The following is a 26,241-nucleotide window of genomic DNA, read 5'->3' as shown; positions in this document are numbered from 1 at the left end:
CGTTGTATGAAAAAACTAATTCAATATATATCTCTTCCTTTGCTGTTGTCCGTTTTTGCTTCCTGTTACAAACTGGAAGTTCCTATAACGTCTGAACTTACACCCGGCGTTTTCCCCACCGATAGTGCACAGTTTATTGCAGCAACAGGGCCTGCATATGTTGCCCTGAGAGGAAATATTTCTGTAGAGTATTTTTTCCTTCAGACATTAACTACTGATGAAGCGATCTTTCCTGCAAGAGGAGGCAACTGGTTTAATGGCGCGGAGTTCCAGCAATACCACTACCACACATGGACAAAAGATCATTCAGGGGTAAATGGAAACTGGACCTGGTGCTCCACCATTATCGGTACCGTGAATCAGTCCCTGGCCATTCTGGGGAAGAATATGCCGGAAGGTGCAAATAAAAATACCACCCTGGCAGAATTGAAAATGGTACGCGCAATCGCCTATTATCTCATGATGGATAACTATGGAAATATACCACTGGATACTGTCAACGGTGATTTTACCCCTAAGCGCAATGTACCGAGAGCCCAGGTATTTACATTTATTGAAAATGAAATTAAAGCTTGTATCCCATCGCTGAACCCTGCCGCAGATGTATCAACCTACGGAAGGGCTAACAAATGGACTGCCTATGCTTTACTGGCCAAGTTATATCTGAATGCAGAAGTATACACCGGAACACAGCGTAACAATGACTGCATCGCCGCATGCGACAACGTGATCAAATCCGGCATGTATGCAATAGAACCTGCCAGTACATATCTCCAGATGTTCTATCCCAATAATGGTCCGCAGATGAAAGAATTTATTTTTGCAATACCTTTTGATCCTTCCTGGACAAATACGTTCCCATTCAGGGCTCAGAACCTGCACGCGCGCTATGATGTGCCCCGTGGACTGGCCGCCACTAAATATAAACTGCCCTTCACGCCGGATGGTGCTATCAGTACTTTGCCGTCGTTTTATGCCAACTTCAACGATCCAAATGATGTACGTAACGGGCAATGGCTGACCGGCCCTCAATTCCTCGCTGATGGTGTTACTCCGGCAACCGTAACCACCACCAAAAAAGGATATGATCAGTTTTATACCGGTGCTGATGGTGCCGCTCCGTATACCTACCAGATAGATATCAAACCGGAAATTACATTACGGCAGGATGTAAATTCATTTGATGCCGGCAACGATGAAATAGCCTGGAATATGGGATATCGCAACATCAAATTCTATCCTGATGCAACATCTCTTAACCGGAATCAGAAAAATGATATTCCTTTACTCCGCTATTCAGACGTGGTGCTGATGAAAGCGGAAGCGATCCTTCGTGGCGGCACTGCAACGATGGGGCAGACAGCCCTCTCACTCGTAAATGAGCTGAGAGCACAGCGTACAACTTCTCCGGCACTCACCACCCTTACACTCGAAGGCATTTATGCGGAGCGATGCAGAGAACTGGTATGGGAGTCCTGGCATAGAAATGACATGATCCGTTTTGGTAAGTATGAAGGGAAATGGGGATTCAAAACAGATGCTGATGTGAATCATCGCATATTCCCTATACCCACCTCTGCTCTCCAACTCAATCCTGCGTTGGTGCAGAATCCAGGCTATTGATCTATAGGGTCATCTCTTTATATGTCCCGCGTATGTCATTGATCATATCATTATTCTCATGAAGAAATTACTTTGTCTGCTTCTTTTTTTATCTGCTGATTATGCCTACGGGCAGTTAAACATTACTGCTGCACAGAACCTGGTAGGAAGAGTGTTACCGTACCAACAGCAACATTTTATAGTGGCTCCGTTACAGGGGCAGCATGGCAAAGATATTTTTGAGATAGAGAGTAAAGGTGCTAAGATTATACTGCGTGGGAATAATGGAATAGCCATTGCTGCTGCGCTGTATTATTACCTTGAAGAATATTGCCATTGCCAGATCACCTGGAATGGCACTAACCTTCATCTGCCGGCAAAGTTGCCCGTAGTGACAAAGAAAATACAACGTGAGTCTCCCTATAAGTATCGCTATTACCTGAACTATTGCACTTTCAACTATAGTATGACCTGGTGGGATTGGGCACGATGGGAGAAAGAGATCGACTGGATGGCATTGCATGGTATCAATATGCCGCTGGCAATAACGGGTGAAGAATACACGTGGTACCTGGTATACAAGGAAATGGGATTCACAGATGAGGAACTGGCCGGTTTCTTCAGCGGACCGGCCTATACTGCCTGGTTCTGGATGGGTAATTTAGATGCCTGGGGAGGGCCCTTACCTATGAGCTGGATAGAAAGCCACAAAGATCTGCAGATAAAGATCCTGCAACGGCAAAGAGAATTAGGAATGAAACCTGTACTCCCCGCATTTACCGGTCATGTGCCTCCTGCATTCAGAAAGAAATTTCCAACCGCTAAAATTAAGTCTACCAACTGGAAAAATGGTTTTGCGGATACTTATATTCTTGATGCAGAGGATCCCCGGTTTGCGCTGATAGGGAAAAAGTTTCTTGAAGTACAAACCCGTTTGTATGGTACGGACCACCTGTATTCTGCAGATACCTTCAACGAAAATGAACCGCCTTCAAACGACTCGCTTTTCCTGTCGAGGTTAAGTGCCAGAATTTATGATGGTATGCGGCAGGCAGATACCGCGGCAATATGGGTGATGCAGGGATGGCTATTTTATAGCGACCGTAAGTTTTGGGGCAATGAACAAACCAGGGCCTTGCTGGAAGCAGTGCCCGACGATAAGATGATCCTGCTGGACCTGGCTGCGGAAATTGAACCGGTATGGAAAAGAACAGCTGCATTTTATGGGAAGCCCTGGATCTGGAATATGCTCAACAATTTTGGAGGGAATGTAAATCTTTTCGGGCGTATGGACAGTGTGGCGGTAGCACCTGCACTTGCCCTGAAAGATGTGGCATCCGGGCGTATGAGTGGCATCGGTTTAACCATGGAAGCTATTGAACAGAATCCTGTCATGTATGAATTAATGATGCAGCATACCTGGCAATCGGCACCTGTGGTGATCAGTGATTGGCTAAAAAAATATGTCTTAAACCGCTATCGTACTACTGATCAGCGGCTTGTCGGCGCATGGGATATATTAAGAAAAACGGTTTATAACGGCCAGCTGATCAGAGATGGAGCCGAGTCTATCATCACAGGCAGACCAACATTGGACTCAACTACGGAATGGACACGTACCCGGTTGAACTACAACCGGAATGAACTGATACCAGCCTGGGACATCTTTATGACGGCGGCTGCAAATGGGGTAAACACAGATGGATTCCGCTATGACCTGGTAGATATTACCAGGCAGGTATTAGCTAATTATGCACACCCGCTACAACGTATGTGGGTGAAGGCTTACAATGACAAAGACAGTACACGTTTCCTGCTATACAGTAAACAGTTTATAACCCTGATCAATGATATGGACAGGCTATTAGCTACAAGAAAGGATTTTATGCTCGGACCATGGTTATCATCTGCTACCAGGTGGGGAAATAATAGTGAAGAAAGCGCCTTATATGAGCGGAACGCCCGTGACCTCATCACATTATGGGGAGATGCAAACAGTCCTTTACATGAATATTCCAACAGGCAGTGGAGCGGTTTACTCAGCAACTTTTATTGCCAGAGATGGATACAGTATTTTGATATGTTGCAGTTATCGCTTAGAAACGGGGCTCCCGCTGATTATAATGGATTTGAGGAGAAGATTAAACAATGGGAATGGCAATGGGTGAACAAACAAAACAAATTTAGTGATATGCCGACTGGAGAAAGTATCGCTGTTGCACAGGAATTATATCATAAGTACCGGCCTAAATATGAATAGCAATGAACAAGAGACTTTGATAAGACTAACGTAATACCCTCAAAACAAAAAGCCTTTGGTCATGAACCAAAGGCTTTTTTAAATTTCTGCGGAGAGCGGACCTCTTTTTGATCAACCTCTGTAACCTGTTCCCGGTTTGCGGGGTTCATATTTTTCACAGAGATATGTCTCCTGCACCAAGCTTACCTCTCCGGATAATAAAGTATAATCATTTTTTGTTTTTACTTTTAGATATTCCTCTTTTTGCAACACATAGCAAAGCATTCCGCCAAAACTATTTTGTCCATACACACTGTAGTCACCAAACATGCAGCCATAGCAGTTCTTAAACTGATACCTGTCGTTAAACTGTTTACTGATTTGATCAAAAACCGCTTCCGCATTCTCCCCTGTACCTTCAAAGTTTTGTCCATTTATAATAAAACTTGCTTTTATATATTCATGTTCAATTCCTTGTCCGGGCAGATGCCTTGGTTTGCCTAGTGAACATTCAAGTTTCAAATCAACATCAAACGTTGTATTCGACGATTTATCAATAATGATCTGTGGGATAACAATCGTAAATATACAGTTACAAAGCATTTGGACAGAGCGATCGGAATTGTATATCTGGATTTCATAAAAAGTAAATCTTGCAAGCTCTTCCGCTGTATATTTATTATTTGTTTCAAAATCTGAAAGCTGTCCGCCGGAAAATCGTACGCCGTCAATTTCACAGGACAATGTACTGTAATCGTTTTCAACAATAATATCTATTGTTCCAAAGGCGTCTGTATAGGTTCCTTTATAGGTCTGCACTATTATTAAATTACAATAGCTAAAGTATCAATTTATTCCTTCAATGCGTCTTGAGCCGGCAATTATATAACAACTGATAAGAATGATGGAACGCTGATAAGAATAAGACTATCGCAATACACTCAAAACAAAAAGCCTTTGGTTCATCACCAAAGGCTTTTTTAAATTTCTGCGGACTATTGGGGACAAGTTTCGAACCAGTTTGAAAGGGATTTATCTCAAATTCTGACTTTCATTAAATGAGCGTTTCGCTTTCCCACGAAGTGAGAGAAGATAACTACAATTAATATTACATTTATCTAATTGATATTGATATTATTATGAGGTTTTTTTGCTAAAATAAATCTGAAAATGATTTATTTTAGCAAAAAGAAGTTAACCACACGATTTATCTCCAATATGAAAAACGCCATAGAAATTAACATTGAAACACTTGTCGACAGTATTAAAGAAACTAACCAATATTTCCTCAATAAAGTGCAAAAGCAGGTAAATACTGCTTTAACATTGCGTAACTGGATAATAGGCTTTTATATAGTTGAGTACGAGCAACATGGAAATGATAGGGCGGTCTATGGTCAAAGACTTTATAAAGAGATTGCTGCAAATCTGAAAAATGGAGGTATTACTTCTCTTAGGGAAAGGCATCTCTACATTTGTAAAGACTTTTATAAGGCATATTCCGACATTTTGCGGACATCGTCCGCAAAATTGTATTTATCTGATTCACATGGTGTTAGGATTTTGCGCTTATTGTCCGCAAAATCGATAACAACTCAAACTGAAGCAGTAGAGACAGATAATAATTTGGTCTCAAATCTACTATTAGAAAGACTTAGTTTTTCACATTTCATTGAGTTACTCAAATTGGACACCACGTTGAAACGTGAATTTTATGAAGTGGAAACAATTAGGAATAGTTGGAGTGTGCGCGATTTGCAACGGGCAATAAACAGTATGCTATATGAGAGGACTGGATTAAGTACTAATAAACATGCCGTATTAAATAGGAACGTGAAACAGGCGGAATTGAAAGCTGAGAATATATTTCGCAATGCCTACATGCTTGAATTTTTAGGACTGGAAGAAAAAGACATATATACCGAATCAGACCTTGAACATGGGATAATAACTCATCTGCAAACTTTCCTTTTGGAATTAGGTAGGGGATTCTGTTTTGAAGCCAGGCAAAGACGTATAACTTTCGATAATACGCATTACCGTATAGATTTGGTATTTTATCATCGTATACTAAAATGCCACGTCCTTTTGGATTTAAAGATCGGCGAATTTACACACGCAGATGCCGGCCAAATGAACGTCTACCTGAACTATTATAAAGAAAATGAAATGCATGAAGGCGATAATCCGCCAGTAGGCATTATACTCTGTGCAAGTAAGAATGAGAACCTGGTTAGGTATGCAACCTCCGGTTTACCACAGCAAGTTTTCGTATCTAAGTATCTTATTAACCTGCCTAGTGAAGATGAATTGGCAAAGATTATAGAAGAAGAGCAAAGGAAATTGGTATAGTCTAATACAGGAAAAATATGACCATAAAAAAGTAGATACAATTAAGCGATTTTGCTCGATTATACCCACTTTTTACTTAGTTGCGGAGAGAGAGGGATTCGAACCTCGGATCTGCTACAGTCAAAATCGTTTGTGATAAGACTGCCGCAATACACTCAAAACAAAAAGCCTTTGGTTCATCACCAAAGGCTTTTTTAAATTTCTGCGGAGAGTCAGGGATCACAGTCGAACACCTGCTACCACTTTTAACATTATTTGAAACGGTAAACTTCAGATAATTATACCGCTTCTAACATTCTTCGATGGCTTTAAAATATCCATTTATATGCACTGGCCGAGGTTGAACGGGGATGATATCTAATTGAGATGATTTTTCCATTTCTTCTTACGTCAATGGTTAAAAATTTTGAATAGCTTTTGTATAATGGAAAAAGATCTACATCACTGTTAATAATATCTCCTTCTTTTAATCCAGCTTTTGCAGCAGGAGAATTTGCCCTCAGGTTTTTAATGTGCTCTCCTGCTTTAATCGACTTAGGATAATCAAATCCCAAATCAAAAAAGCTGGCCTTAACAGGTTTTCGTTTAAAGCTCTCACCAAAAGCATTATCTCCCGGAATCAGCAACTTACCAGAAAGCATGGTCTCATAATCCGCTAATGCCCATGCTCCAACCTCCTTTTCCAGCAAGTTTACCCATGACTCCGAAGAGATCTTCTCTCCCCGCTTTTTCATAGCATTCAATACATTAACCAGCGAAAGTACAGTTACTTTTGCCCTGTGCTGTTTTAGTTTACCCTCAAGATCGGCAAAATACATTGCTCCCCTACTGTATGGCGTAGTCCAGGCATTAGTACCAGACCACATGGTTTCTGGTATTTTTTGATTTGGTATACTCCTCAACTTATTGGTATAATATACAGCCGCTTGGCCATTTATCTCCTCCAGATATTTTTTCACGTCAATCAAATGGCCATCGTATAATAATTTTACTGAAAGATAGTCGGCGATACCTTCGATATACCAATCTGTTAAATCATCAGGATCAACGAGGTCTGATACAAATACATGTATCATTTCATGGGCAGATAATATTCTTATATCCTCATCATTCATCGATATCTTTTTGGGAAGATATAGCAGGAACGATCCACTACCAGCTCTTCCACTTGACATTGGATTACCATTATAAGAGCGAAAAAAATAATAAAAAGGTACAGTTGGTGAGCCATTCAAGCTATCTCTTATTATTTCATACGCTTTTGAATACCAGTCGGCAGAAGTATTTAATTCATCGTTTACTTCCTGTCCAAGACCGTACATGTTAAAGCCGGCAGTAATTTTATTGTTTGCATAAGCATATAGACTACCCGCTAGAAACTGTATCTCAAAAAGGTCGTCTAAGGATGTTTGGAATGAAATATTTTTACCCACCCCCTGGCTGCAGACAGCATCCTGGCCATTATTTAATATCCAATGGAGATTAATATTAATTTTTTTTGATTGATCAGGGAATAGCAAAAAACTTCCGAGTGCGCCTGATATTCCATCCCCAGCAGCCTGTAAATCCTTTACAGGCCCACTTTTCAACGCAAGCGGGGGAGCTAGTGGTACAAAGTACGAAACCGTTACCGGTCCATCCTGAGCCCTTAATGCACTCCACCTAAGGTAGCCAGAACCATCTAATTTATCATTGGGCAGAAGTTTAAGGGGAAATACGCCCAACCTATCTTTCACTTGGAGGTTGGAAACAGTATCACTGCTTCTTTGCAATGGATACATTCTATCGTACAAAAATACTAACCTCTCAGTACTATTGCTAAAATCAGCCGACAGAATGTATTCTACATCGATACCTATGGGATTAACTTCATTCCCATATCTAAATTTAAGGTTTATTTCAGCTGACTGGCTGTAGCCTTGTTGCATAACTAACAACAGAAAGAAAACAATCGTAGAACGTAGAAATATCATAGTTGTTAGTTTGTACCATTATAAAGTAACTACAGATATTAAATATAATACAGACGCTCAAAAAAGCATAAATATTGATGATGCCTATACTGACGGGGTCCTAGCTCCGATAGCCGAAATTGAAAATAAAAAGGCAATACGATTACAAAAACATCAGCTCTCAGGTTCTTGATAAGGGAAAAATTAATCGGGGTTCGAATCTCTTATACTTATTGCTTTTTGGTCAATTCGCACATGATTAACGAGTTATTTCAACTATTCCTAACTCACTAATAATCATATTTATAAGTAAAAAAAGATGGGTTACAGAAATCATGATCAAAAAAAATCTCAATACAAAACATCTCTATCGAATCCGCTTTTCAAATTGAAAACACCTGGTAAACACCATCTTAAAACTAAAAAAGTGATACAAAATTCAATAATGAACTTTTGTATCACTTTTTGCGGAGAGTCAGGGATTCGAACCCCGGGACCTGTTACAGTCAACAGTTTTCAAGACTGCCGCAATCGACCGCTCTGCCAACTCTCCGTGTGGGTTGCAAAAGTATAAAAGAATTTGAAAATAAAAAAAAAATTGCAAAAATTTTTCAAACCAGCCACCAGAGCGGATATATAAAATACAAAATGACGAACTACGGACCTAAAGCGCTATTTTACCGGGCATTTGATTCAAAAATTCGTCTTTGGATCTTCGCTTTAATCCGTAATTCGTCATTCATTATTTCCACCTGCCATCAGGCAGTATTACTCTTTCTATCGACTGCTACCCTGCAGCATTGTTTCCTATACCTTTCTTATATCTTATTTCCAACCGCCGCCTAAAGAGCGGTATAAATCTACCATGGCAGTTAAACGCTGACGATCAATATCGGCTTTAGCCAGTTCCGCCTGCAGGGAACGTCCCTGTGCGGTGATCACCTCCAGGTAGTTAGCCATACCACTGCGGAACAGTAATTGTGCCTGTTGTACCGCCAGTTGTGAGGTATTTACCTGCCTGATCGCAATTTCCTGCTGTGTTTTTACTTTATCAAGTTTTACCAGCGCATCACTCACCTCTCCTACTGCATTCAGGGCGGATTGTTTAAACTGGATCACAGCTTGTTCACGTTGTATTTTAGCTACTTCCAACTGTGTTTTCAGGGCACGGCGCTGGAAGATAGGCTGAGTAAGTCCACCCGCTACAGTACCAAACAGGGATGCAGGTAAGTTAAACCAGGTGCTGGCTTTGAAGGCATTTACGCCGCCGCTGCCAGTGATGGTCAGTGTTGGATACATATTGCCTTGTGCTGCGCCTACCAGTGCATTAGCTGCTACCAGTCCCATTTCGCTGGCACGCACATCGGGGCGGCGACTGATCATATTAGCCGGGATACCGGTTGGCAAAGCATCCGCTACCTGGAAGGTAGCCAGTGTGCTGCTGCGTGTAATCGTAGACGGTAGTTCTCCGGTTAAAATACGCAGTGCATTTTCCTGGATTGCAATGCCTTGTTCCAGCTGTGGTACCAGCAGTTCTGCGGTCTGTTGCTGTGAAATGGCCTGTTGTACACCCAGCTCGGTGACTTCACCCGCAGCTTTCTGTAAACGGATCATTTTTACAATGGTATCGCTTAATTCCAGGTTTCTGCGGGCAATGCTAAGCTGGTTGTCCAGCATCAGCAGGTTGAAGTAACTGTTGGCAACAGCTGCTACCAGGCCGGTTTGCACGGCATGGGCACCTTCGTACGACTGCAGGTAGGTAGCCAGTGCGGCTTCTTTCTGCCGACGTATTTTGCCCCAGATATCTATTTCCCACGACATACCAACGCCTAAGTTGAAGTCTTCCAGGTGATCTCCCAGGTTATTGGCAGAGAGGTTCAGACCTGTAAAGCTATTTTTGGACGGGAAGTTTGTGCTGGCAGATGCCGTAGCGTTAAAGGCTGGCAACCACGCCAATTTCGCCTGTTTCAGGTACGCCTGTGCGCTTTCTACTCTCTTCACGGCCAGCTGCAGGTCGTAGTTGCCGGTAACGGCTTTGTCTATTAACTGCTGCAAAGTGGCATCGGTAAAAAATTTCTTCCATTCTATTTCTGCTATGCTGCTATCGGAAGGTGCCACGGTTCCAAACTGCTGGGGCAGCGCCACCGGGGGCCGCTCGTAATTGCGGCCAACCCGGCATGCTGCTAACCCTACAACTAAGGAGAACAACAAAAAGTAAAATGAGCTATATCTTGTTTTCATCTGTCTTTTTTCTAATTCTGATAATAGATAATGCTAATATTTTAGTGTACCAGCTTTGCATCATGTTCTGCTTCCACTTGCACTATCGGCTTACGGCTGATTTTCTCCTGCAGGAACTGGAAAATTACAAACAGCACAGGTATGATGAATACCCCCAGGACCACCCCGGTAAACATGCCGCCTACAGTACTCCAACCAATGGAATGATTGCCTTTGGCAGATGCTCCTTGTGTAAAGATTAATGGCATCATACCAACAATAAAGGCAAAGGAAGTCATCAATATTGGACGAAGACGGAGCTGTGCTGCTTCCAAAGCCGCCGGTATAAGCTTATAACCCGCTCTTCGCCGTTGTAAGGCAAACTCCACGATCAGGATCGCATTTTTAGCCAATAATCCTATCAGCATAATCATACCTATTTGTACGTAGATATTACTATCTATACCGCTCAAGCCAATGAAACTATATACACCTAATATCCCCGTAGGTACTGTAAGGATTACTGCCAGTGGCAGGATATAGCTTTCATACTGTGCAGCCAGCAGGAAGAATACGAACAACACACTCAATAAAAACACGAACGCAGTCTGGTTCCCCGCTCTTATCTCTTCCCTTGTAATACCCGTGAACTCATAAGCATATCCTTGTGGCAATGCTTTTTTCGATACTTCTTTAATGGCTGTAATTACATCACCGGTGCTATAACCTGGTTTAGGTGTAGCATTAATGGTAACAGCAGTATACAGGTTGTTTCGTGTAACTGTTTCCGGGCCATATACACGTGTGAATTTGGCCACGGTACTTACCGGTACCATCGTACCCAGGTTGTTCTTTACATAAATAGCATCCAACGAACCTTTATCCATCCGGTATGAAACATCAGCCTGCGCCATTACGCGGCTATATTTCCCGAAACGGTTAAAGTCTGAAACGAAACTACTACCATAATACGTTTGCAGCGTACTCAACAAATCACCAACAGATACACCCAATTGTTTCACTTTTACTTCATCTATATCAATTGTGTATTGTGGATTACCTGTATTAAAAGTAGTGAACGCACTTGCCACTTCTGGCCGCTGACTTAATGCACCAACAAAGCCCCATGCCGTTCCTGCTAATTTTTCCAGCGATCCGTTTGTTCTGTCCTGCAACATCATTTCCACACCGCTCACGTTACCGAAACCCTGTATGGTTGGAAAACCAACGAAAAAAGTCAAGGCATCATGTACTTGCATTGATTTGCCTAACAAACCGCCTGCAATAGCAGTTGGGTCTTTTACAACACCTCTCTCCTTACGATCTTTTAACCTCACAAATACCGCAGCATTAGGGGAAGCGTTCGCATTTGTAACGAAGTTCATCCCATTGGCAGCCCATACATCGCTCACACCATCATCTTTCATCACAATTTTACTAATCTGGCTGGTTGCATTCTCTGTTCTGCTCAGTGAACTACCAGGAGGTGTTTGGGTAATACCAACTACAAACCCCTGATCTTCATCCGGAATAAACCCGGTAGGCGTTGTTTTGATCAGCCAAACTGTAGCAACCACCACAAGCAATAATCCGGTAATAGCTACCCACCTGTTCTTCAGCAGGAATTTGATGCTCCGTATATATCTTGCGGTCATTGCATTAAAGGCGGTATTAAACGCATAGAAGAAGCGGGCACCAAAACCTTTTTTCTGTCCACCTTCACCTATATGCTGGTTCTTTAAGAATAAAGCACACAACGCCGGACTTAACGTCAACGCATTCACCGCAGAAATAAAGATAGCGATGGCCAGTGTAAAGGCGAATTGTTTATAGAATACGCCTGCCGGACCTTGCACAAAACTTACTGGTACAAACACCGCTGCCATTACCAATGTGATCGAAACAATCGCACCGGATATCTCACTCATGGTTTTAACAGTTGCTTCTCTTGCCGCTAAATGCTCTCGTTCCATCGTTGAGTGTACGGCCTCCACCACCACAATGGCATCATCCACCACAATACCAATAGCCAGTACCAATGCGAACAATGTAAGCAGGTTAATACTAAAGCCGAATAACTGTAAGAAGAAGAAGGTACCTATAATCGAAACCGGAACAGCAATTACCGGGATCAATGTAGAGCGCACATCCTGCAGGAAAATGAAAACCACGATGGCCACAAGGATGAAGGCAATGATCAGTGTTTCTTTTACCTGGTCAATAGATGCATCCAAAAATTCCTTGGAGTTGTACATGATCTTAAACTTCATACCACCGGGTAACGCCTTATCAAATTCTCCAATCTGTCGTTCCAGTTCTGTAAGAATTTCATTCGCATTGGAACCGGGTGTCTGCACAATACCAAAACCAGTGGCCGGTTTGCCATCAAGTAAGTTCGAGGCAGTATAAGTGTAGCCACCAAGTTCAACCCTGGCCAAATCTTTAAGACGAAGAACAGAACCATCGTTGTTCGCCTTAATCACCATATTCTCATACTCTTCAGGCTTATTTAACTTTCCCTTGTACTTAATAATATACTCGAAAGATTCTTTACTACTTTGTCCCAAACGTCCTGGTGCAGCTTCTACGTTCTGATCTTTGATCGCGTTCATTACTTCTGCTGTAGAAAGATTATTGGCAACAAGCCTATCGGGTTTCAACCAGATACGCATCGAATAATCTTTTGAACCAAACGGCTGTACCTGTGCCACCCCTGGTATACGTTGTAACTGGGGGATGATATTGATTCTGGCATAGTTATTTAAGAACAGCTCGTTGTACTTAACGCTATCCTCACTATATAAGGCCACAAACATCAGGAAGCTGCTCTGTACTTTCTGTGTAGAAAGCCCGGCTTGCAATACTTCGGGAGGTAGCTGGCTATTAGCTTTAGATACGCGGTTTTGTACGTTTACCGCCGCAATATCAGGATCCGTTCCTTGTTTAAAAAAAACGGTCAGGATGTAGCTACCATCGTTGTTGGAATTGGAGGTCATGTACGTCATGTTCTCCACACCATTTACCGATTCTTCTATCGGGGTAGCAACTGTACGGGATATCACCTCCCCATTCGCACCGGGATAATTGGCGATAACCTGTACAGATGGCGGCGCAATCTCAGGAAATAAGGCCGTAGGCAGGGAGAATAAAGACAACCCTCCCAGTATAACCAATATGATAGAAATAACCGTTGATAATACCGGCCTTTCAATAAATCGTTTTAACATAAATAACAATTATGGGATGCGGTATGTCCGCACGAACACAAACAGTGTATTTGTGTAACACTGCCTGCGTCACAATTTGAATAATGGTTTGTGTAAACGTTCTTAACACCAGCGTGCTTTCACGCTTCATCATTTTAAAGCAGCGGCTTTGCTTTCAACAAACTATCTATAGATACTATCTGTGGCTGAATAACAACGCCATCTTTTAAACCACCCATCATCATGGTAGATTGAGAAGATAATACAATGTTATCTCCCACTTTTACGCCATCAGTAACAAAATAATAATTAGACGTTTTGCCAGAAATGGTGAGTGGTTTTGTAACGATTTTATTACTATCGGCCACTGTATAAACGAACACTTTGTCCTGCAATTCAAACGTAGCTTCCTGTGGAATTACCAATGCAGAAGCATGTAAAGTAGGTACTCTGACTTTACCAGTACTACCACTTCTAAGTACTCCCTGTGCATTAGGGAAGCTGGCACGTAAACTAATTGCACCAATAGTTTTGTCAAACTGCCCTTCTACTATTTCAACTTTTCCTTTTTCAGGATAGACACTTCCATCTGCCAGGATTAATTCTACTGCTGGCATTCCTTTTACTTTTTCAGCAATGTTGTTACCTGGATATTTTTCCTTGAATTTGAGGAAATCTGTTTCACTCAAAGAAAAATAAACACGCATATCCTTTACTTCAGAAATGGTAGTCAATGCGCCTGTCATTCCCCTGCTTACCAGGCTTCCTGTTTTAAAAGGAATACTACCTACATAACCATCGCTGGGGGCGGTAATATTTGTGAACCCGAGATTGATACGGGCGGCTTCTACCTGTGACTGGGCCTGGGCAACATTGGCTTTCGCTGAATTGTAACTTGCCTCAGCCGATTTTAATTGAACATCCGATACCACATTATTAGTAAGTAACGGTTTCAATTTATCAACGTTGATTTGTGCATTCGCTAATGCCGCTGTTGCAGCTTGTAAATTTGCAGTAGCATTGTTGAGTTGCTCTACATATGGTCTTCTGTCGATTGTGAAAAGTGTTTGACCTTTTCTAACGTAAGCACCTTCATCTACTGAAATATTCGTCAGATAACCGTCTACCTGTGGTCTTATTTCCACATCACGGGTTCCTTCCACCGAAGCAGGGAAATCCTGGAACGTGGTAGCAGGTAATGTAACTGCTTTAATTACAGGTAACGCTGGTGGTGGTGGTGCTTCATTTTTTGCCTGTGATGTGCTGCAGGCAGACAATACCGAAAGAACAAAAAAACTATAAAGTAAGCCTGCCGGCAATGTGGTCAATGTTGATTTCAATGGTTTCATACTACATTTTTTTTAACGACTAACAATAAAATTCCCCTTAACGAATCAGGCAAATAACAAGCAGCCTTGCTTCGCAGCAATCAATATCAGTGACAGCATTGGGTGGTAAAATACAGGTAAGCAGCCCCGCAACTCAGACACGTACATGCTTACAGCACATGATACGTTTGAGTACAGCAATATGTTACTACTGTAAAAAAGAAATTGAAGATGTGCGGTTGGCCGCTAAAAAATTCTCATCGGTTTTCAAATTTTGAATGATGCACGGGCGACATCATTATTTTAAACACTATGCAAAAATAGATATTTAATGTTAACGGGCATTTAAATTATTACGGGTTTAATTGTACTTTTCACGGATACTCTTTTGAAATGATGCGGGGGTATATCCCGAATGCTTCTTAAAAAAGCGGTTAAAATAGGCATCATCTTCAAAACTTAACTGCGATGCAATCTGCTTAATGGAGTGCTCACCCCAATACAGTAGCCGTTTTGCTTCCATAATGCGTTTTTCATCAATGATGTTTTTCGCATTTCTTCCCAACAACGCTTTCACCGTGTCATTTAAGTGTCCCGGTGAAACGTACAACATTTCCGCATAGTCAGATACCTGCGCTTTCTCATGAAAATGCTGGTCTACCAGTATCTTAAACTGACGGGCCATATTATATTGTGAACTTTCTGAATTCATCCAGTTACCGGCAGGTTCAGAAATCCGTCCACAGGCAATCACAAACGCATTTAACAGGTTGCGGATAATAGCGTCCTTCCGGACCTTATCACTGTTATATTCTTTCCGGATCAGGTCTGTATAACCCAACACTTCCTCCAGCTGCTCCTCATTCAATGGTACCATCCCCGAACTGAATATACAATGCCAGCAACTCACCACTCCCTGCATTTCTGGTACCAGGAAGTCGCTGGTGAAATAAATATTGATTAACTCGGCATCCTCACTCATCTGATGCTGATGCACCTGGTTAGGTTCCATCAGCATCAGCGCGGGGGCCTCCATTTCAAAATGTTTAAAATCGATAGACTGGCTAATTCTTCCCTTAATTAATATATCTATACTATAGCCGTTATGCCGGTGCGGTACATTCATAGAATCTACACACCCTTCACAGCCACTCCACTCTCCCATGAAAAAGTTGGCGCCGTTGGCATAATCACAGTTATAAACCGGTACATTCGAAATGCGTGTTACAACACTTTCTAATACTTCCATTGGTTTAATACTTTATCGGTTATAATCATTTAAATTCAACGAAGTAAAGGTAGCTGATTAAATCTCTATCCTCCAACTATACGCGGCATAGATATTTTCTATATCCTATCCGATCGTTAGCTATATCATTTCCCTTCTTCTACTTTCTCCTGCACAAGTACCAGGTCACTTAACTTCACATTAATAGGAATGTTGCCGATCTTCACAATGGCGCGCTTATCACGGATCTCCAGCACCTTACCTACCTGCCGGTTTGTTACAATCTTCACCTGCATGCCTACTTCTATCTCTCCTTTTATTTCCTGGAACTTCTCCTGCACTTTCTTATTATGTTGTTCGGTATGCTGCTTTTCACGGCGACGGAACAGCAATATTTCCGCCTGCTTCATCACCTTTTCTTTATCATCTGCACGTTTCCATTCAATCACTATCTGCTTCAGCTTCCGTTCCATATCCTTCAGATACTGGAGGTCATCTTCCTTAATCTGGTTCTGTAATTTCAACAGCGTATACTGTTGCTGCTTGCGTTCTTTATCTGCCAGTACCTCATACTCCTTCTTCAAACGCTCATTTTCCTTCAGTAATTTCTGCAGCTCCTTTTCTTTACTTTCTACCTTCTGCAGATCCTGTTCAGCCTTATTCAGCAACTTGTCCAGTTGGAAATGCCCTTCATCTACCAGCTTCTTGGCACGGGCAATCAACGAAGGATGTAACCCGATACGCTCTGCAATAGAGAAGGTATAAGAACTACCCGGCTTTCCTACCATCAGCTTATACATGGGTAACAAGGTAGCCTCGTCAAAGCCCATGGCCCCGTTAATGATACCCTTTACTTTGTTGGCCATCACCTTCAGGTTGAGATAGTGGGTGGTCACCACGCCATAAGCATGTTTCTTGGCCAGTTCTTCCATGATCACCTCCGCAAATGCCCCGCCCAGGTTAGGATCCGAACCGCTTCCCAGCTCGTCAATGAAGAACAGGGTTTTGCCGTTGGCGTTTTCCATGAAATATTTCATGTTCTTCAGGTGAGAACTATATGTACTCAGCTCAAACTCCAGCGACTGCGTATCCCCGATGTGGATCATCAGTTGTTTAAAGATGCCCATCTGGGAGGAAGGATGTACCGGCACCAGCAAACCCGATTGCAACATCAGCTGTATCAGCCCGATGGTTTTCAGGGTCACCGTTTTACCACCGGCATTGGGTCCGCTGATCACGAGGATATGCGCATCCTTGTCCAGGTTAATGTTTACCGGGATCGTTGGCTTCTTATTTTTCTGATTATACAGCAATAATAAGGGATGATAAGCCTGGATCAGGTTTAACTGGGCGGTTGGCACCAACATGGGGTAATTGGCGTCCATATCCAGGGCCAGCTTGGCTTTCCCGCGGATAAAGTCGTATGTACCCAGTATGTGGTGATAGTTGTTCAACAACCCCGAATAGCCACTGAGAGCCGCTGTCATGGCTTTGAGGATACGATATACTTCGCGGCCCTCTTCCCTTTCGAGCGACTGGATCTCATTATTGAGCTCTATGGTTTCTTCTGGTTCCATGAAGGCCGTTTTCCGGGTATCCGATTCCCCGTGAATAAGCCCTTTCACCATCCGTTTATTTTCTGCGTAAATGGCTACCACCCGGCGTCCGTTCAGGAAAGCTTCTTCCTGGTCGGCCAGGTAGTTCAGTTTCTGCAATTTCTGGAGGATACGGTCAAAAATCCGGCGCAGCTCTGTACGTTTACGAAACAGTGACATCCGGATTTTGGCCAGCTCCTGGGAGGCATTGTCCTTTACCTGGCCCAGTTCATCCAGCACTTCATCGATGGTGGCCGTAATTTTCTTTTCGTAATGGGTATCCTTGATCACTTCAAAAAGGCCTCCGTATTGGATACGACGGTCATGATCAAAAAATCGAACGATACTGTGCATGCTTTCTGCCAGCTTGCGCAGTAGCATCGCCTGTTCCCCGGTGAGCACGGCGCCTTCGATAGACAGCAACCGTAATTCCTTTTTCAGGTTCAGGATGAAATCGTTCGGGAAATTCTCTTGCAGCAACGTAAGCTGCTTATATTCATGTGCCTGTTGAAGGGCAGTTTTAACGTAATCTATGTGCGTATGCAGGCGCAGCTCTGAAGCCATTTCCTTGCCCAGTTCTGTTTTGCAATGCTCTTGCAGCAATGCCTGTACTTTATCGAATTCCAACTGCATTAACGCAGATTCAGGAAAATATTTCAAGTGTTCTTTATTTAAAGTAAGAAGGCACAAACAATCGTCCGTTGTTTGTGTCTGTGTAAAAGGTTTACAATCAGGCGCGTAAAGGCGCTGCCATCAAGGTGGCGGGGGAAGCATTATCCGGGAATAATCTTAATTCTTCTTCATCGTTTTTGTCATTATGCTATCAAACGTTATCCGGTTATGACCGGCTTTTTATATCTGTTCCTGCTGCTGCTGCTGACGTATGTTATATGATATCTTTGAAGCTCCACGGGCACCTGGAAACTCCAAAAGAATGTTAAAGTTACTTAACTTGTTGTACTCCTGCATCATTTATTACGTAAATTATAAGGAAAGCAGGTCATATAAAGATGCTCTAACAGGCTGCAATCCCTTTACAGTGTTGCTTTCGGATCATATAAAAATAGTCTGCATCTTTGAAATTTTATTTTATGAGAAAATATTCAATATTCATTTGTCTGATTGCCCTGGCGCTTTTTGCCTGCGCGCAAAGCAACAAAGACAAAGTACCCGGCGATATGGCAATAAGCAAAGATCAAAAAACAGCGACCGCCGTCTTCGGAGGCGGCTGCTTCTGGTGTACAGAAGCACAATTCCAGGAACTGGATGGTGTCCTTAAAGTTGAATCCGGCTTCGCCGGCGGTACCGTTGCCAACCCTACCTACGAGCAGGTTTGCACAGGCACTACAGGCCATGCGGAAGTCATCAAGGTAACCTATGACCCCGCCAAAGTCAGCTATGAAGAGCTGCTGCAGGCATTTTGGCTCAGTCACGACCCTACCCAGCTGAACAGGCAAGGCAACGATGTAGGCACTCAGTATCGCAGCGTGATTTTTTATAATAGTGAAGATCAAAAGGAAAAAGCCACCCTGTACAAAAAGAAACTACAGGAATCAGGGGCATACGACAAGCCCATTGTGACAGAAATTGCTCCGCTGACTACTTTCTATGAGGCAGAAGACTACCACCAGAACTATTATAATCAAAACGGGTCCCAGCCCTACTGCACGTTTGTGATCAAACCCAAACTGGAAAAATTCAGGAAAGCATTTGCAGGTCATTTGAAGAAAGGATTGTAAAACGGGAGCAGAAAGCATAAAGCAGAAAGCAAAAAGCTATTAAAACGAATGACAAATGCGGATGATTAACTTAAATATCCACTTTGGTCATTCGCTTTAATAGCTTTTTGCTTTCTGCTTTATGCTTTCTGCTTTTTTCCCTATCTTATACAGCAGTTACCTAAAAAGTTCCACCATTAATGAACACTGAAACAGCATGTCCATGGTGCGGAAGCACCGAAATTATACGTACTATTCCGGAAAAAGATCCGTTTAATGTAATGCTGGTTTGCCAGAAATGCCATCGGGTCATCTCCGAGCCAGACGATTCCCACACCCGAAAAACCAGAACCGTTAAACATAATATTGAAGAAAATACCATGCAGCTCTGCCTCAGTAAAGGCAAAATACATGGGGTTATGTACTATTTCACCGAAATGAACAAACAACCTGGTGTCAAAATTTCCATGCACCAGGCCAAAGATACCGTCGATAGCCTGCTGGCAACCCGTGGCCTCACCAATGCCGTTAAAAAACCGAATAAAAACGGCTGCGTTATTGTGCTGATCGTATTGGTACTCATCGTCGCCAGCGTCATTTATTTCTACACCCACCGCGGATAACGCATAAATTTTTCCATTTGCTACTATTATTGTACTTTTGTACTGTAATAAAGACAATTACAGAATGAACAACGGAAGATTTCCCATATCAATGCACATACTCACGCTGCTGGCCAGCGCGAAAGGGGAATTGTTGTCATCTGACTACATCGCCGGCAGCATTAACATCAATCCCGTACTGGTACGGAAGGAAATCAGCAACCTCCGCAACCACGGCCTGATTGAAAGCAAAGAAGGTAAAAACGGCGGCGCTACACTCGCTAAATCAGCGGAAAAAATTCAGCTCTCCGAAGTATATCATGCCGTACAACAGGCAGCCCTGCTGGGAAACAGTAAAAATGAACCTAACCCGGACTGCCCTGTAGGCAAGCAAATTAAACAACACCTGGACCACCTCTACGTGGAAATTGAAGGTGCGCTGCTGCGCAAACTGGAAAAAACGACCCTGGCCGACTTCTTAGGCCAGTTCGAATAATTTTATCATCAAAGGCATCGCTGCCAGGAGGAATAGCATGCAACTCAACGATCTCAGGAACATTACCAGCGACTTTAAAAGCACCAACGAAATGCCCGTTATGTTCATTGGCCACGGTAACCCAATGAACGGCATCTCCGATAACGCTTTTACCCGCGCCCTGGGCAAAATGGGGCAGAATCTGCCACAAAAACCCAGTGCCATACTCGTTATCTCGGCCCACTGGCTTACCAAAGGCACCCATGTGCTGGTAGCCCCACAGCCGGAAACAATCCACGACTTTGGTGGCTTCCCGCCAGAATTATATGCAGTACAATACCCCGCACCCGGAGCTCCCGCATTTGCCAGGGAAACCAAACAACTGATCACGACTACCCAGGTAATAGAAGACGACCACTGGGGCCTCGACCATGGCTCCTGGACGGTATTGAAACACATGTATCCCATGGCTGATATACCCGTATTCCAGCTAAGCATCGACTATCACCAGCCACCGGAATATCATTATAAACTGGCCGCTGAATTAAAAGCCCTTCGTAACAAAGGCGTACTGATCATGGGTAGTGGCAACATTGTACATAACCTGCGGCAGATCAGCTTCAGCGATAACGCCCAACCATTCGACTGGGCTGTATCTTTTGATGCCACCGTAAAACAGAAACTGGAACAAGGCGCCTTCAACGACCTGGTAAATTATCATACCCTCGGGAAAGAAGCGCTGCTGTCGATTCCCACTAACGATCACTATCTCCCCATGATCTATACCCTTGGTCTGATCAATAAAAATGAGGAGATACAATTCACTTACGAAGAAATACAAAATGGAAGTATCAGTATGCGATGCTTCCAGACAGCATAAAGCATAAAGCGGAAAGCAGAAAGCAGAAAGCTATTGTAGCGAATGAATAATCGCAATGATCATTCGCTACAATAGCTTTCTGCTTTCTGCTTTATGCTTTCCGCTTTTTACCTTATGCCTTCAACAATTCACCTTCCTGCTGTACACAATTATTTTCCACACTGATATCAATCGCTTTCAGGATCTCCTCTTTCATTTCTTCCGTTACACGGCTATAGCCAAACATCCTGGCGATAAAAGGAACCGCATCTTCGCGTTGAATGGCGACGGCATCTTTCACCACTTTCTCCAGTGCTACGCCAATTTCCTCCGTAGCGATGTAACTGATTTTGCGTGCACTTGCCGGCAACTGGCTACGATTGCGAACTACAGGAGTAGGTAGTGCCGTATCCCAAAGGAATTGCCCTTTTATTTTTATTCTTTTGCTGGCATCAGAATGCCGCACTGCATGACGTAATATTTCGCGTATACGCGGCCCCACCCTGGTAATGCCTGCCGCTTCCACCATACGCCGGGCCAGCTCATCAAAATGCACGGGGCTTTCCGCTACCACCACCTGCTCTATCCAATTACACAACTGGCCGATAGGCGCCAGATGAAACTCCTGCGCCCGGATTTCTTCCGGCAATACCGCCGTTTCGTAAACAGGTACTGTATCTTCTGTGCTCTCCACCGCTTCACGCGTTAATGCCGGCGCCGCTTCTTTCATCGCATCCGCTGCCACCTGGTCATCAATAGCTGCTGCCATTTTTGCTTTTTCAATGGCCGCTACCAAGCGGTCCAGCTCTCGCTGCGGATTGCGGAACCAGTCTGTACTCCATACCCGGTGTATCTTCCAGCCCATTGCTTCCAGCACCTGCTGCCGCAAACGATCACGGTCGCGGGCCGAGCGCGCGGAATGATACGCCGCACCATCGCATTCTACTCCCAGTAAATAACGACCAGGATTTTCTGCATCTACAATGGCGAGATCAATATAAAATCCTTTTGAGCCAATTTGCTTGCGCACAATATATCCCAGTGCTTCCAACCGGGCTGCTACATTTTCCTCGAAAGGACTGTCGGCCGGCAAACCCGTTTCTGTGGTCATGTACAGCCTGCCATGCTGCGCGAAATACAGGAAATTCTTCAATGCCTGTATACCGTAACTCTTTGTTTTACTCACATCAATATCATCTGCGGTGATATTGGTAAATACTTCGCAGCGACTCTTGGCGCGTGTAATCAATACATTGAGCCTTCTTTCACCACCTTCATTATTCAATGGTCCGAAGGACATCGCCACATATCCTTCCTCCGTACGTCCGTAACCGATAGAGATAAAGATCACATCTCTTTCGTCACCCTGCACGTTTTCCAGGTTCTTCACAAAAAATGGTTCATCGGCATGCCCGCTGAAAAAGGATTCCAGCTCCGGCGATTTGCGACGGCGCAATTCCAGCGCATCACTGATAGCCTGCCGCTGCGACGTACTAAATGCCACCACACCTAAACTCAGCCCCGGATTTTTACGCGCATGTTCCATCACCGCATCTGCTACAATCTCCGCTTCCTTAGGGTTGGTACGGGTTTTACCACGATCATACGCGGTATCTTTCAGGTGATGAAATACTAATCCCTTTTGTTCTTTGGAACCCGGACTCGGGAATATCACCAGTTTACTTTCGTAGAACTCATGATTAGACAAAGTAATCAGCGACTCATGCCGGCTACGGTAATGCCAGCGCAGCATGCGTTGCGGCGCGCCTTGTGCGTCACAAAGACCAAGAATGCTCTGCATGTCCGCAGTAATATTCTCTTCGTCATCTACTTCTTTGGTGAGGGAGTCGAAGAAGCTGGTAGGTGGCAATTGCTTATTATCACCCACCACTACTAATTGTTTACCCCGGAGTATAGCGCCCAAAGCCTCTACGGGCTTCACCTGGCTGGCCTCATCAAAAATAACGAGGTCAAATTCCAACACGGCCGGTGGTAAAAAGTTAGCAATCGACAAGGGGCTCATCATAAATACCGGCTTGATGGCCTGTATCGCCAACCCCGCTTCCTGCATGAGTTTGCGGATAGGCATATGCCGCGCCTTCTTGTTAAATTCAGTACGGAGAATGTTTACCTGTCCGCCTGCATCTGCACGGGGCATTTGTTCCCAATGCTGCAAGGCTGCGCGGGCGCGGTTATACTGCAAATTCAATACATCCAGCCGGCGGAACTGCTGCACCATTTCCTCATGACCACCGCGTTCAAATTTGCGTAATGCAGGTTGTTGTTTCACGGTGGTTTCTACCAGGTATTCGTACCAGGTTTTCAGCAGCGCCGTTTTTAAGAATTGTTGTGCTCCGGGCCAGTCCTGTACCGTGGTGATCAGGCATTCCAGGTTTTCCTGTTTAGCCGTATCCGTTATATTATTCCAGGAAATAAGGTGATGTATTTCCGGCAATTGATCTATCCAGGTTTGCAGGGTAACCTGCTTTTCCGTAAACGGCGAGGGATAACGTCCGCCGGTCATTTCAAGTTTTTGTAAGACAGCCAGGCTCTGTTGCTGATGTTCCTGCAACTGGCGCCCTAATTGTTCTTTATCCGCCAGGGCACCTGCGGCATCCCGGGTTTGTTGCAGATAAGCTACTACCGCAGCCGGATAAGTACCTGCCGCTACACGTTTATGCATATCCGTAAGCCAGGCGGTAACGGTTTGCAGTGCCTCCCAGTCTGTCTGCGATTTCTGCCAGCGGCTGCCAAAGAGGGTTTTGCCCAGCGTTGCATGTTCTTTCAACAGCACGTCCTGGCGCCGGAATTCCATGATGGCATCTACATACTGTAATTTTTCTTCATTATCACCAGGCAACGGCTGCTTGCACAAAGCTGCCAGTTGACGGTTACTTCTTTTATACGCGCCAATCAGGAATTTATACCACTTGGTGCCATGTGCCAGCAGATCCTGGCGGATTTCCATTACATTTTGTTCCCAGGCTTCCGGGATAAAAACATCCTGGTATTGTTGCTGTATAGCGGTGGCGGCTGCACCTGCTTCCAGCCATTCAGCAATATCCTGTTGGTGTAACAGCCAGGCATTGTTCGTTACATCTATATCCTGCAGGTTAGGTTGTTCAGCCAGCAACGCGCATATACTGATTAATGCGTTGGTAGCCGGAATATCAGCGGGAGATGGGATACCTATTTTTCCTGCGATTGCTGCGGTCGACTGCAGCAGGGTGTTCAGGCCGTTCAAGGCTGCAGTGAGTAAGCCTTGCAATGCTACCTGTTCATGTGGCAGCAATACGGTTAATTCGCTACCACGGAAAGTAAGTGCCGAGGGTACACCGGTTTGCTGTAAACAAGCCTGTATACGTGCCGCCATGGCAGTGGCTTTATTCATGGTAACTGCATCCCATTGTTCAATTTGTGGCAAAGGAATGGCGGGCAACGTTACTCCGGCGGTTTCTTCGTTTAACCGTAACAGGTAGCCAATCACCTGGTGGGCAGTTAAACCGCTTCTATCGATAGGTGCATTAATAGCGAGGCAATAGTCGTTCAGTTCTTTCTTACAACTATCTAAGAGTAATACTTCTTCCTGTAGCTTCTGGATAGAGGGACGGCCCAGCTCCAGTACCCGCCGGAGTTCCTGGTGCAGTTCTTTTTTATTCGCTTTGTGGCTGTGCAATTCGAGGCAGGCTTCTCCCAGTTGAATGGTATCCAGCCGGCGTTTCACCACTTCCAGCGCAGCCATTTTTTCCGCCACGAACAATACCTTCTTTCCACGTCCGATAGCGTCAGCAATGATATTGGTAATCGTCTGGGATTTCCCGGTACCAGGAGGTCCCTGGATCACCAGGTTACGTCCTTCCTGTACTGCCAGCATGGCCATGATCTGCGAACTATCCGCATCTACTACCTGGAACAGTTCATGTGCCGGCGTATCCCGGTCTATAAAAGCATCTTCCGGGAAAGGAGGCTTGTCGTCTGAAAATCCGCCACCAAAAAGGCTTTGAATAATCGGATGTGTTAATATATCATCTTCCTGTTGCCATTTGGATGCATCCAGGTCGTTGTAAATCATAAATTTACCAAAGGAGAAAAAGCCCAGTTCGATGGTGTCTGGCATCACTTTCCACTTTGGCATTACTTCTACGGCTTCTGCAACAGCAGCCAGGTAAGCATTCACATCAAAGTCTTCTGCTTCCGGCAAATCGGGAATAACGATATTGAAATCGGCCTTCATTTTCGCCTGCAGCGAAATGTTGGCGCCTACTTCTTCCAGCGAATATTTCAAACGAAAACGTTCCCGTGCACTGGATCTGTCCAGCAACACCGGTACCATGATAAGTGGCGCCAGCCGGGCTTCCTCACTACCTGCATCTTCATACCATTGCAACATACCCAATGAAAGATAGAGGATATTCACCCCTTGCTCTTCCATGCTCATTCGCGCGGCATAATAAGTATTCAATAATTTCGCATGCAGATTTACCTGTGTTTCATTTGTCTGCAAACGGGTATCGGTATACGCTTCTTTAGACACCGGTTCATTGTACTCCACTACTTCCTCGCCCTGCTTTTTATCGGGCCGGCCAAGAAAAGACATGGTTTTATTTTCCCGCACCAATATCTCATAGATAGCGGCGGATTGTTCTTCTACAATATGTAAACCTTTGCCTGCGGGCAACTTATAATTCAACAATGGGTTCCTAAGACCTAAATCCAGTAATTCCTTGCGGGATGACTCAAGCCTGGTTAATATGGATGCGATCATAATAACAATAATAAAAGGCTACAAATATAATTTTAATAAACGGTGAACAGGGAGAAGAAGTATATAAAAGCAGAATTTATCTACGCCGTTATAACCTGCT

General features: G+C 43.9%; 15 protein-coding genes and 1 tRNA gene. 7 read left to right on the top strand and 9 right to left on the bottom strand.

Annotated features, from left to right (window positions below; all coding sequences use genetic code 11):
- Positions 1–6: 6 nt before the first annotated feature.
- Both J7623_RS06440 and J7623_RS06435 read left to right on the top strand, forming a co-directional pair.
- Positions 7–1,623 carry a RagB/SusD family nutrient uptake outer membrane protein gene (locus J7623_RS06440; protein WP_291918731.1) on the top strand — a complete coding sequence of 539 codons (1,617 nt, stop codon included), beginning with the start codon at positions 7–9 and terminating at the stop codon, positions 1,621–1,623.
- Between the two features lie 58 nt (positions 1,624–1,681).
- On the top strand, positions 1,682–3,862 hold the full coding sequence (locus J7623_RS06435) for an alpha-N-acetylglucosaminidase (RefSeq protein WP_291918729.1): 2,181 nt from the start codon (positions 1,682–1,684) through the stop codon (positions 3,860–3,862).
- A gap of 111 nt (positions 3,863–3,973) precedes the next feature.
- Here J7623_RS06435 and J7623_RS06430 read toward each other — a convergent pair whose 3' ends face one another.
- On the bottom strand, positions 3,974–4,660 hold the full coding sequence (locus tag J7623_RS06430; protein WP_291918727.1) for a DUF6304 family protein: 687 nt from the start codon (positions 4,658–4,660) through the stop codon (positions 3,974–3,976).
- A gap of 399 nt (positions 4,661–5,059) precedes the next feature.
- On the opposite strand from J7623_RS06430, the gene J7623_RS06425 reads away from it, so the two are divergent.
- Positions 5,060–6,193: a PDDEXK nuclease domain-containing protein gene (locus J7623_RS06425; RefSeq protein WP_291918725.1), complete on the top strand. Its 1,134-nt coding sequence runs from the start codon at positions 5,060–5,062 to the stop codon at positions 6,191–6,193.
- A gap of 308 nt (positions 6,194–6,501) precedes the next feature.
- Here J7623_RS06425 and J7623_RS06420 read toward each other — a convergent pair whose 3' ends face one another.
- The 7 genes from J7623_RS06420 to J7623_RS06390 all read right to left on the bottom strand — a co-directional run bounded on the left by J7623_RS06420 (position 6,502) and on the right by J7623_RS06390 (position 18,382).
- Positions 6,502–8,121, bottom strand: a complete 1,620-nt coding sequence (locus J7623_RS06420) for a hypothetical protein (RefSeq protein WP_291918723.1) — start codon at positions 8,119–8,121, stop codon at positions 6,502–6,504.
- Between the two features lie 492 nt (positions 8,122–8,613).
- Positions 8,614–8,698, bottom strand: a tRNA-Ser gene (locus J7623_RS06415).
- A gap of 272 nt (positions 8,699–8,970) precedes the next feature.
- Entirely contained in the window at positions 8,971–10,386 is a 1,416-nt protein-coding gene (locus J7623_RS06410) for an efflux transporter outer membrane subunit (protein WP_291918721.1), read from the bottom strand.
- 41 nt (positions 10,387–10,427) lie between these two features.
- A complete protein-coding gene (locus J7623_RS06405; RefSeq protein WP_291918719.1) occupies positions 10,428–13,592 on the bottom strand; it encodes an efflux RND transporter permease subunit in 3,165 nt (1,054 codons plus the stop codon).
- Between the two features lie 134 nt (positions 13,593–13,726).
- A complete protein-coding gene (locus J7623_RS06400; protein ID WP_291918716.1) occupies positions 13,727–14,920 on the bottom strand; it encodes an efflux RND transporter periplasmic adaptor subunit in 1,194 nt (397 codons plus the stop codon).
- A 340-nt stretch (positions 14,921–15,260) separates the two neighbouring features.
- A complete protein-coding gene (locus J7623_RS06395; protein WP_291918714.1) occupies positions 15,261–16,148 on the bottom strand; it encodes a helix-turn-helix domain-containing protein in 888 nt (295 codons plus the stop codon).
- A gap of 125 nt (positions 16,149–16,273) precedes the next feature.
- The gene (locus J7623_RS06390; RefSeq protein WP_291918712.1) at positions 16,274–18,382 is read right to left on the bottom strand and encodes a MutS2/Smr-associated SH3 domain-containing protein; all 2,109 of its coding nucleotides are present in this window, start codon (positions 18,380–18,382) and stop codon (positions 16,274–16,276) included.
- Between the two features lie 518 nt (positions 18,383–18,900).
- Here J7623_RS06390 and msrA point away from each other — a divergent pair.
- From msrA to ygiD, 4 genes are all read left to right on the top strand, one after another.
- Entirely contained in the window at positions 18,901–19,461 is a 561-nt protein-coding gene (gene msrA / locus J7623_RS06385) for a peptide-methionine (S)-S-oxide reductase MsrA (RefSeq protein ID WP_366838652.1), read from the top strand.
- Between the two features lie 179 nt (positions 19,462–19,640).
- The gene (locus J7623_RS06380; RefSeq protein ID WP_291918706.1) at positions 19,641–20,063 is read left to right on the top strand and encodes a hypothetical protein; all 423 of its coding nucleotides are present in this window, start codon (positions 19,641–19,643) and stop codon (positions 20,061–20,063) included.
- A gap of 64 nt (positions 20,064–20,127) precedes the next feature.
- The gene (locus J7623_RS06375; RefSeq protein ID WP_291918703.1) at positions 20,128–20,538 is read left to right on the top strand and encodes an Rrf2 family transcriptional regulator; all 411 of its coding nucleotides are present in this window, start codon (positions 20,128–20,130) and stop codon (positions 20,536–20,538) included.
- A gap of 37 nt (positions 20,539–20,575) precedes the next feature.
- Positions 20,576–21,397, top strand: coding sequence for a 4,5-DOPA dioxygenase extradiol (ygiD, locus tag J7623_RS06370; RefSeq protein ID WP_291918701.1), 822 nt, complete (start codon positions 20,576–20,578; stop codon positions 21,395–21,397).
- 112 nt (positions 21,398–21,509) lie between these two features.
- Here ygiD and J7623_RS06365 read toward each other — a convergent pair whose 3' ends face one another.
- Positions 21,510–26,141 carry a DUF3320 domain-containing protein gene (locus J7623_RS06365; RefSeq protein ID WP_291918699.1) on the bottom strand — a complete coding sequence of 1,544 codons (4,632 nt, stop codon included), beginning with the start codon at positions 26,139–26,141 and terminating at the stop codon, positions 21,510–21,512.
- Positions 26,142–26,241 lie beyond the last annotated feature (100 nt).

Source organism: Chitinophaga sp., assembly GCF_017745275.1.
In the GTDB taxonomy this organism is placed as follows: Bacteria; Bacteroidota; Bacteroidia; order Chitinophagales; family Chitinophagaceae; genus Chitinophaga.
The sequence above is the reverse complement of the archived record's forward strand: the minus strand, read 5'-3'. Positions and strand labels throughout refer to the sequence as shown.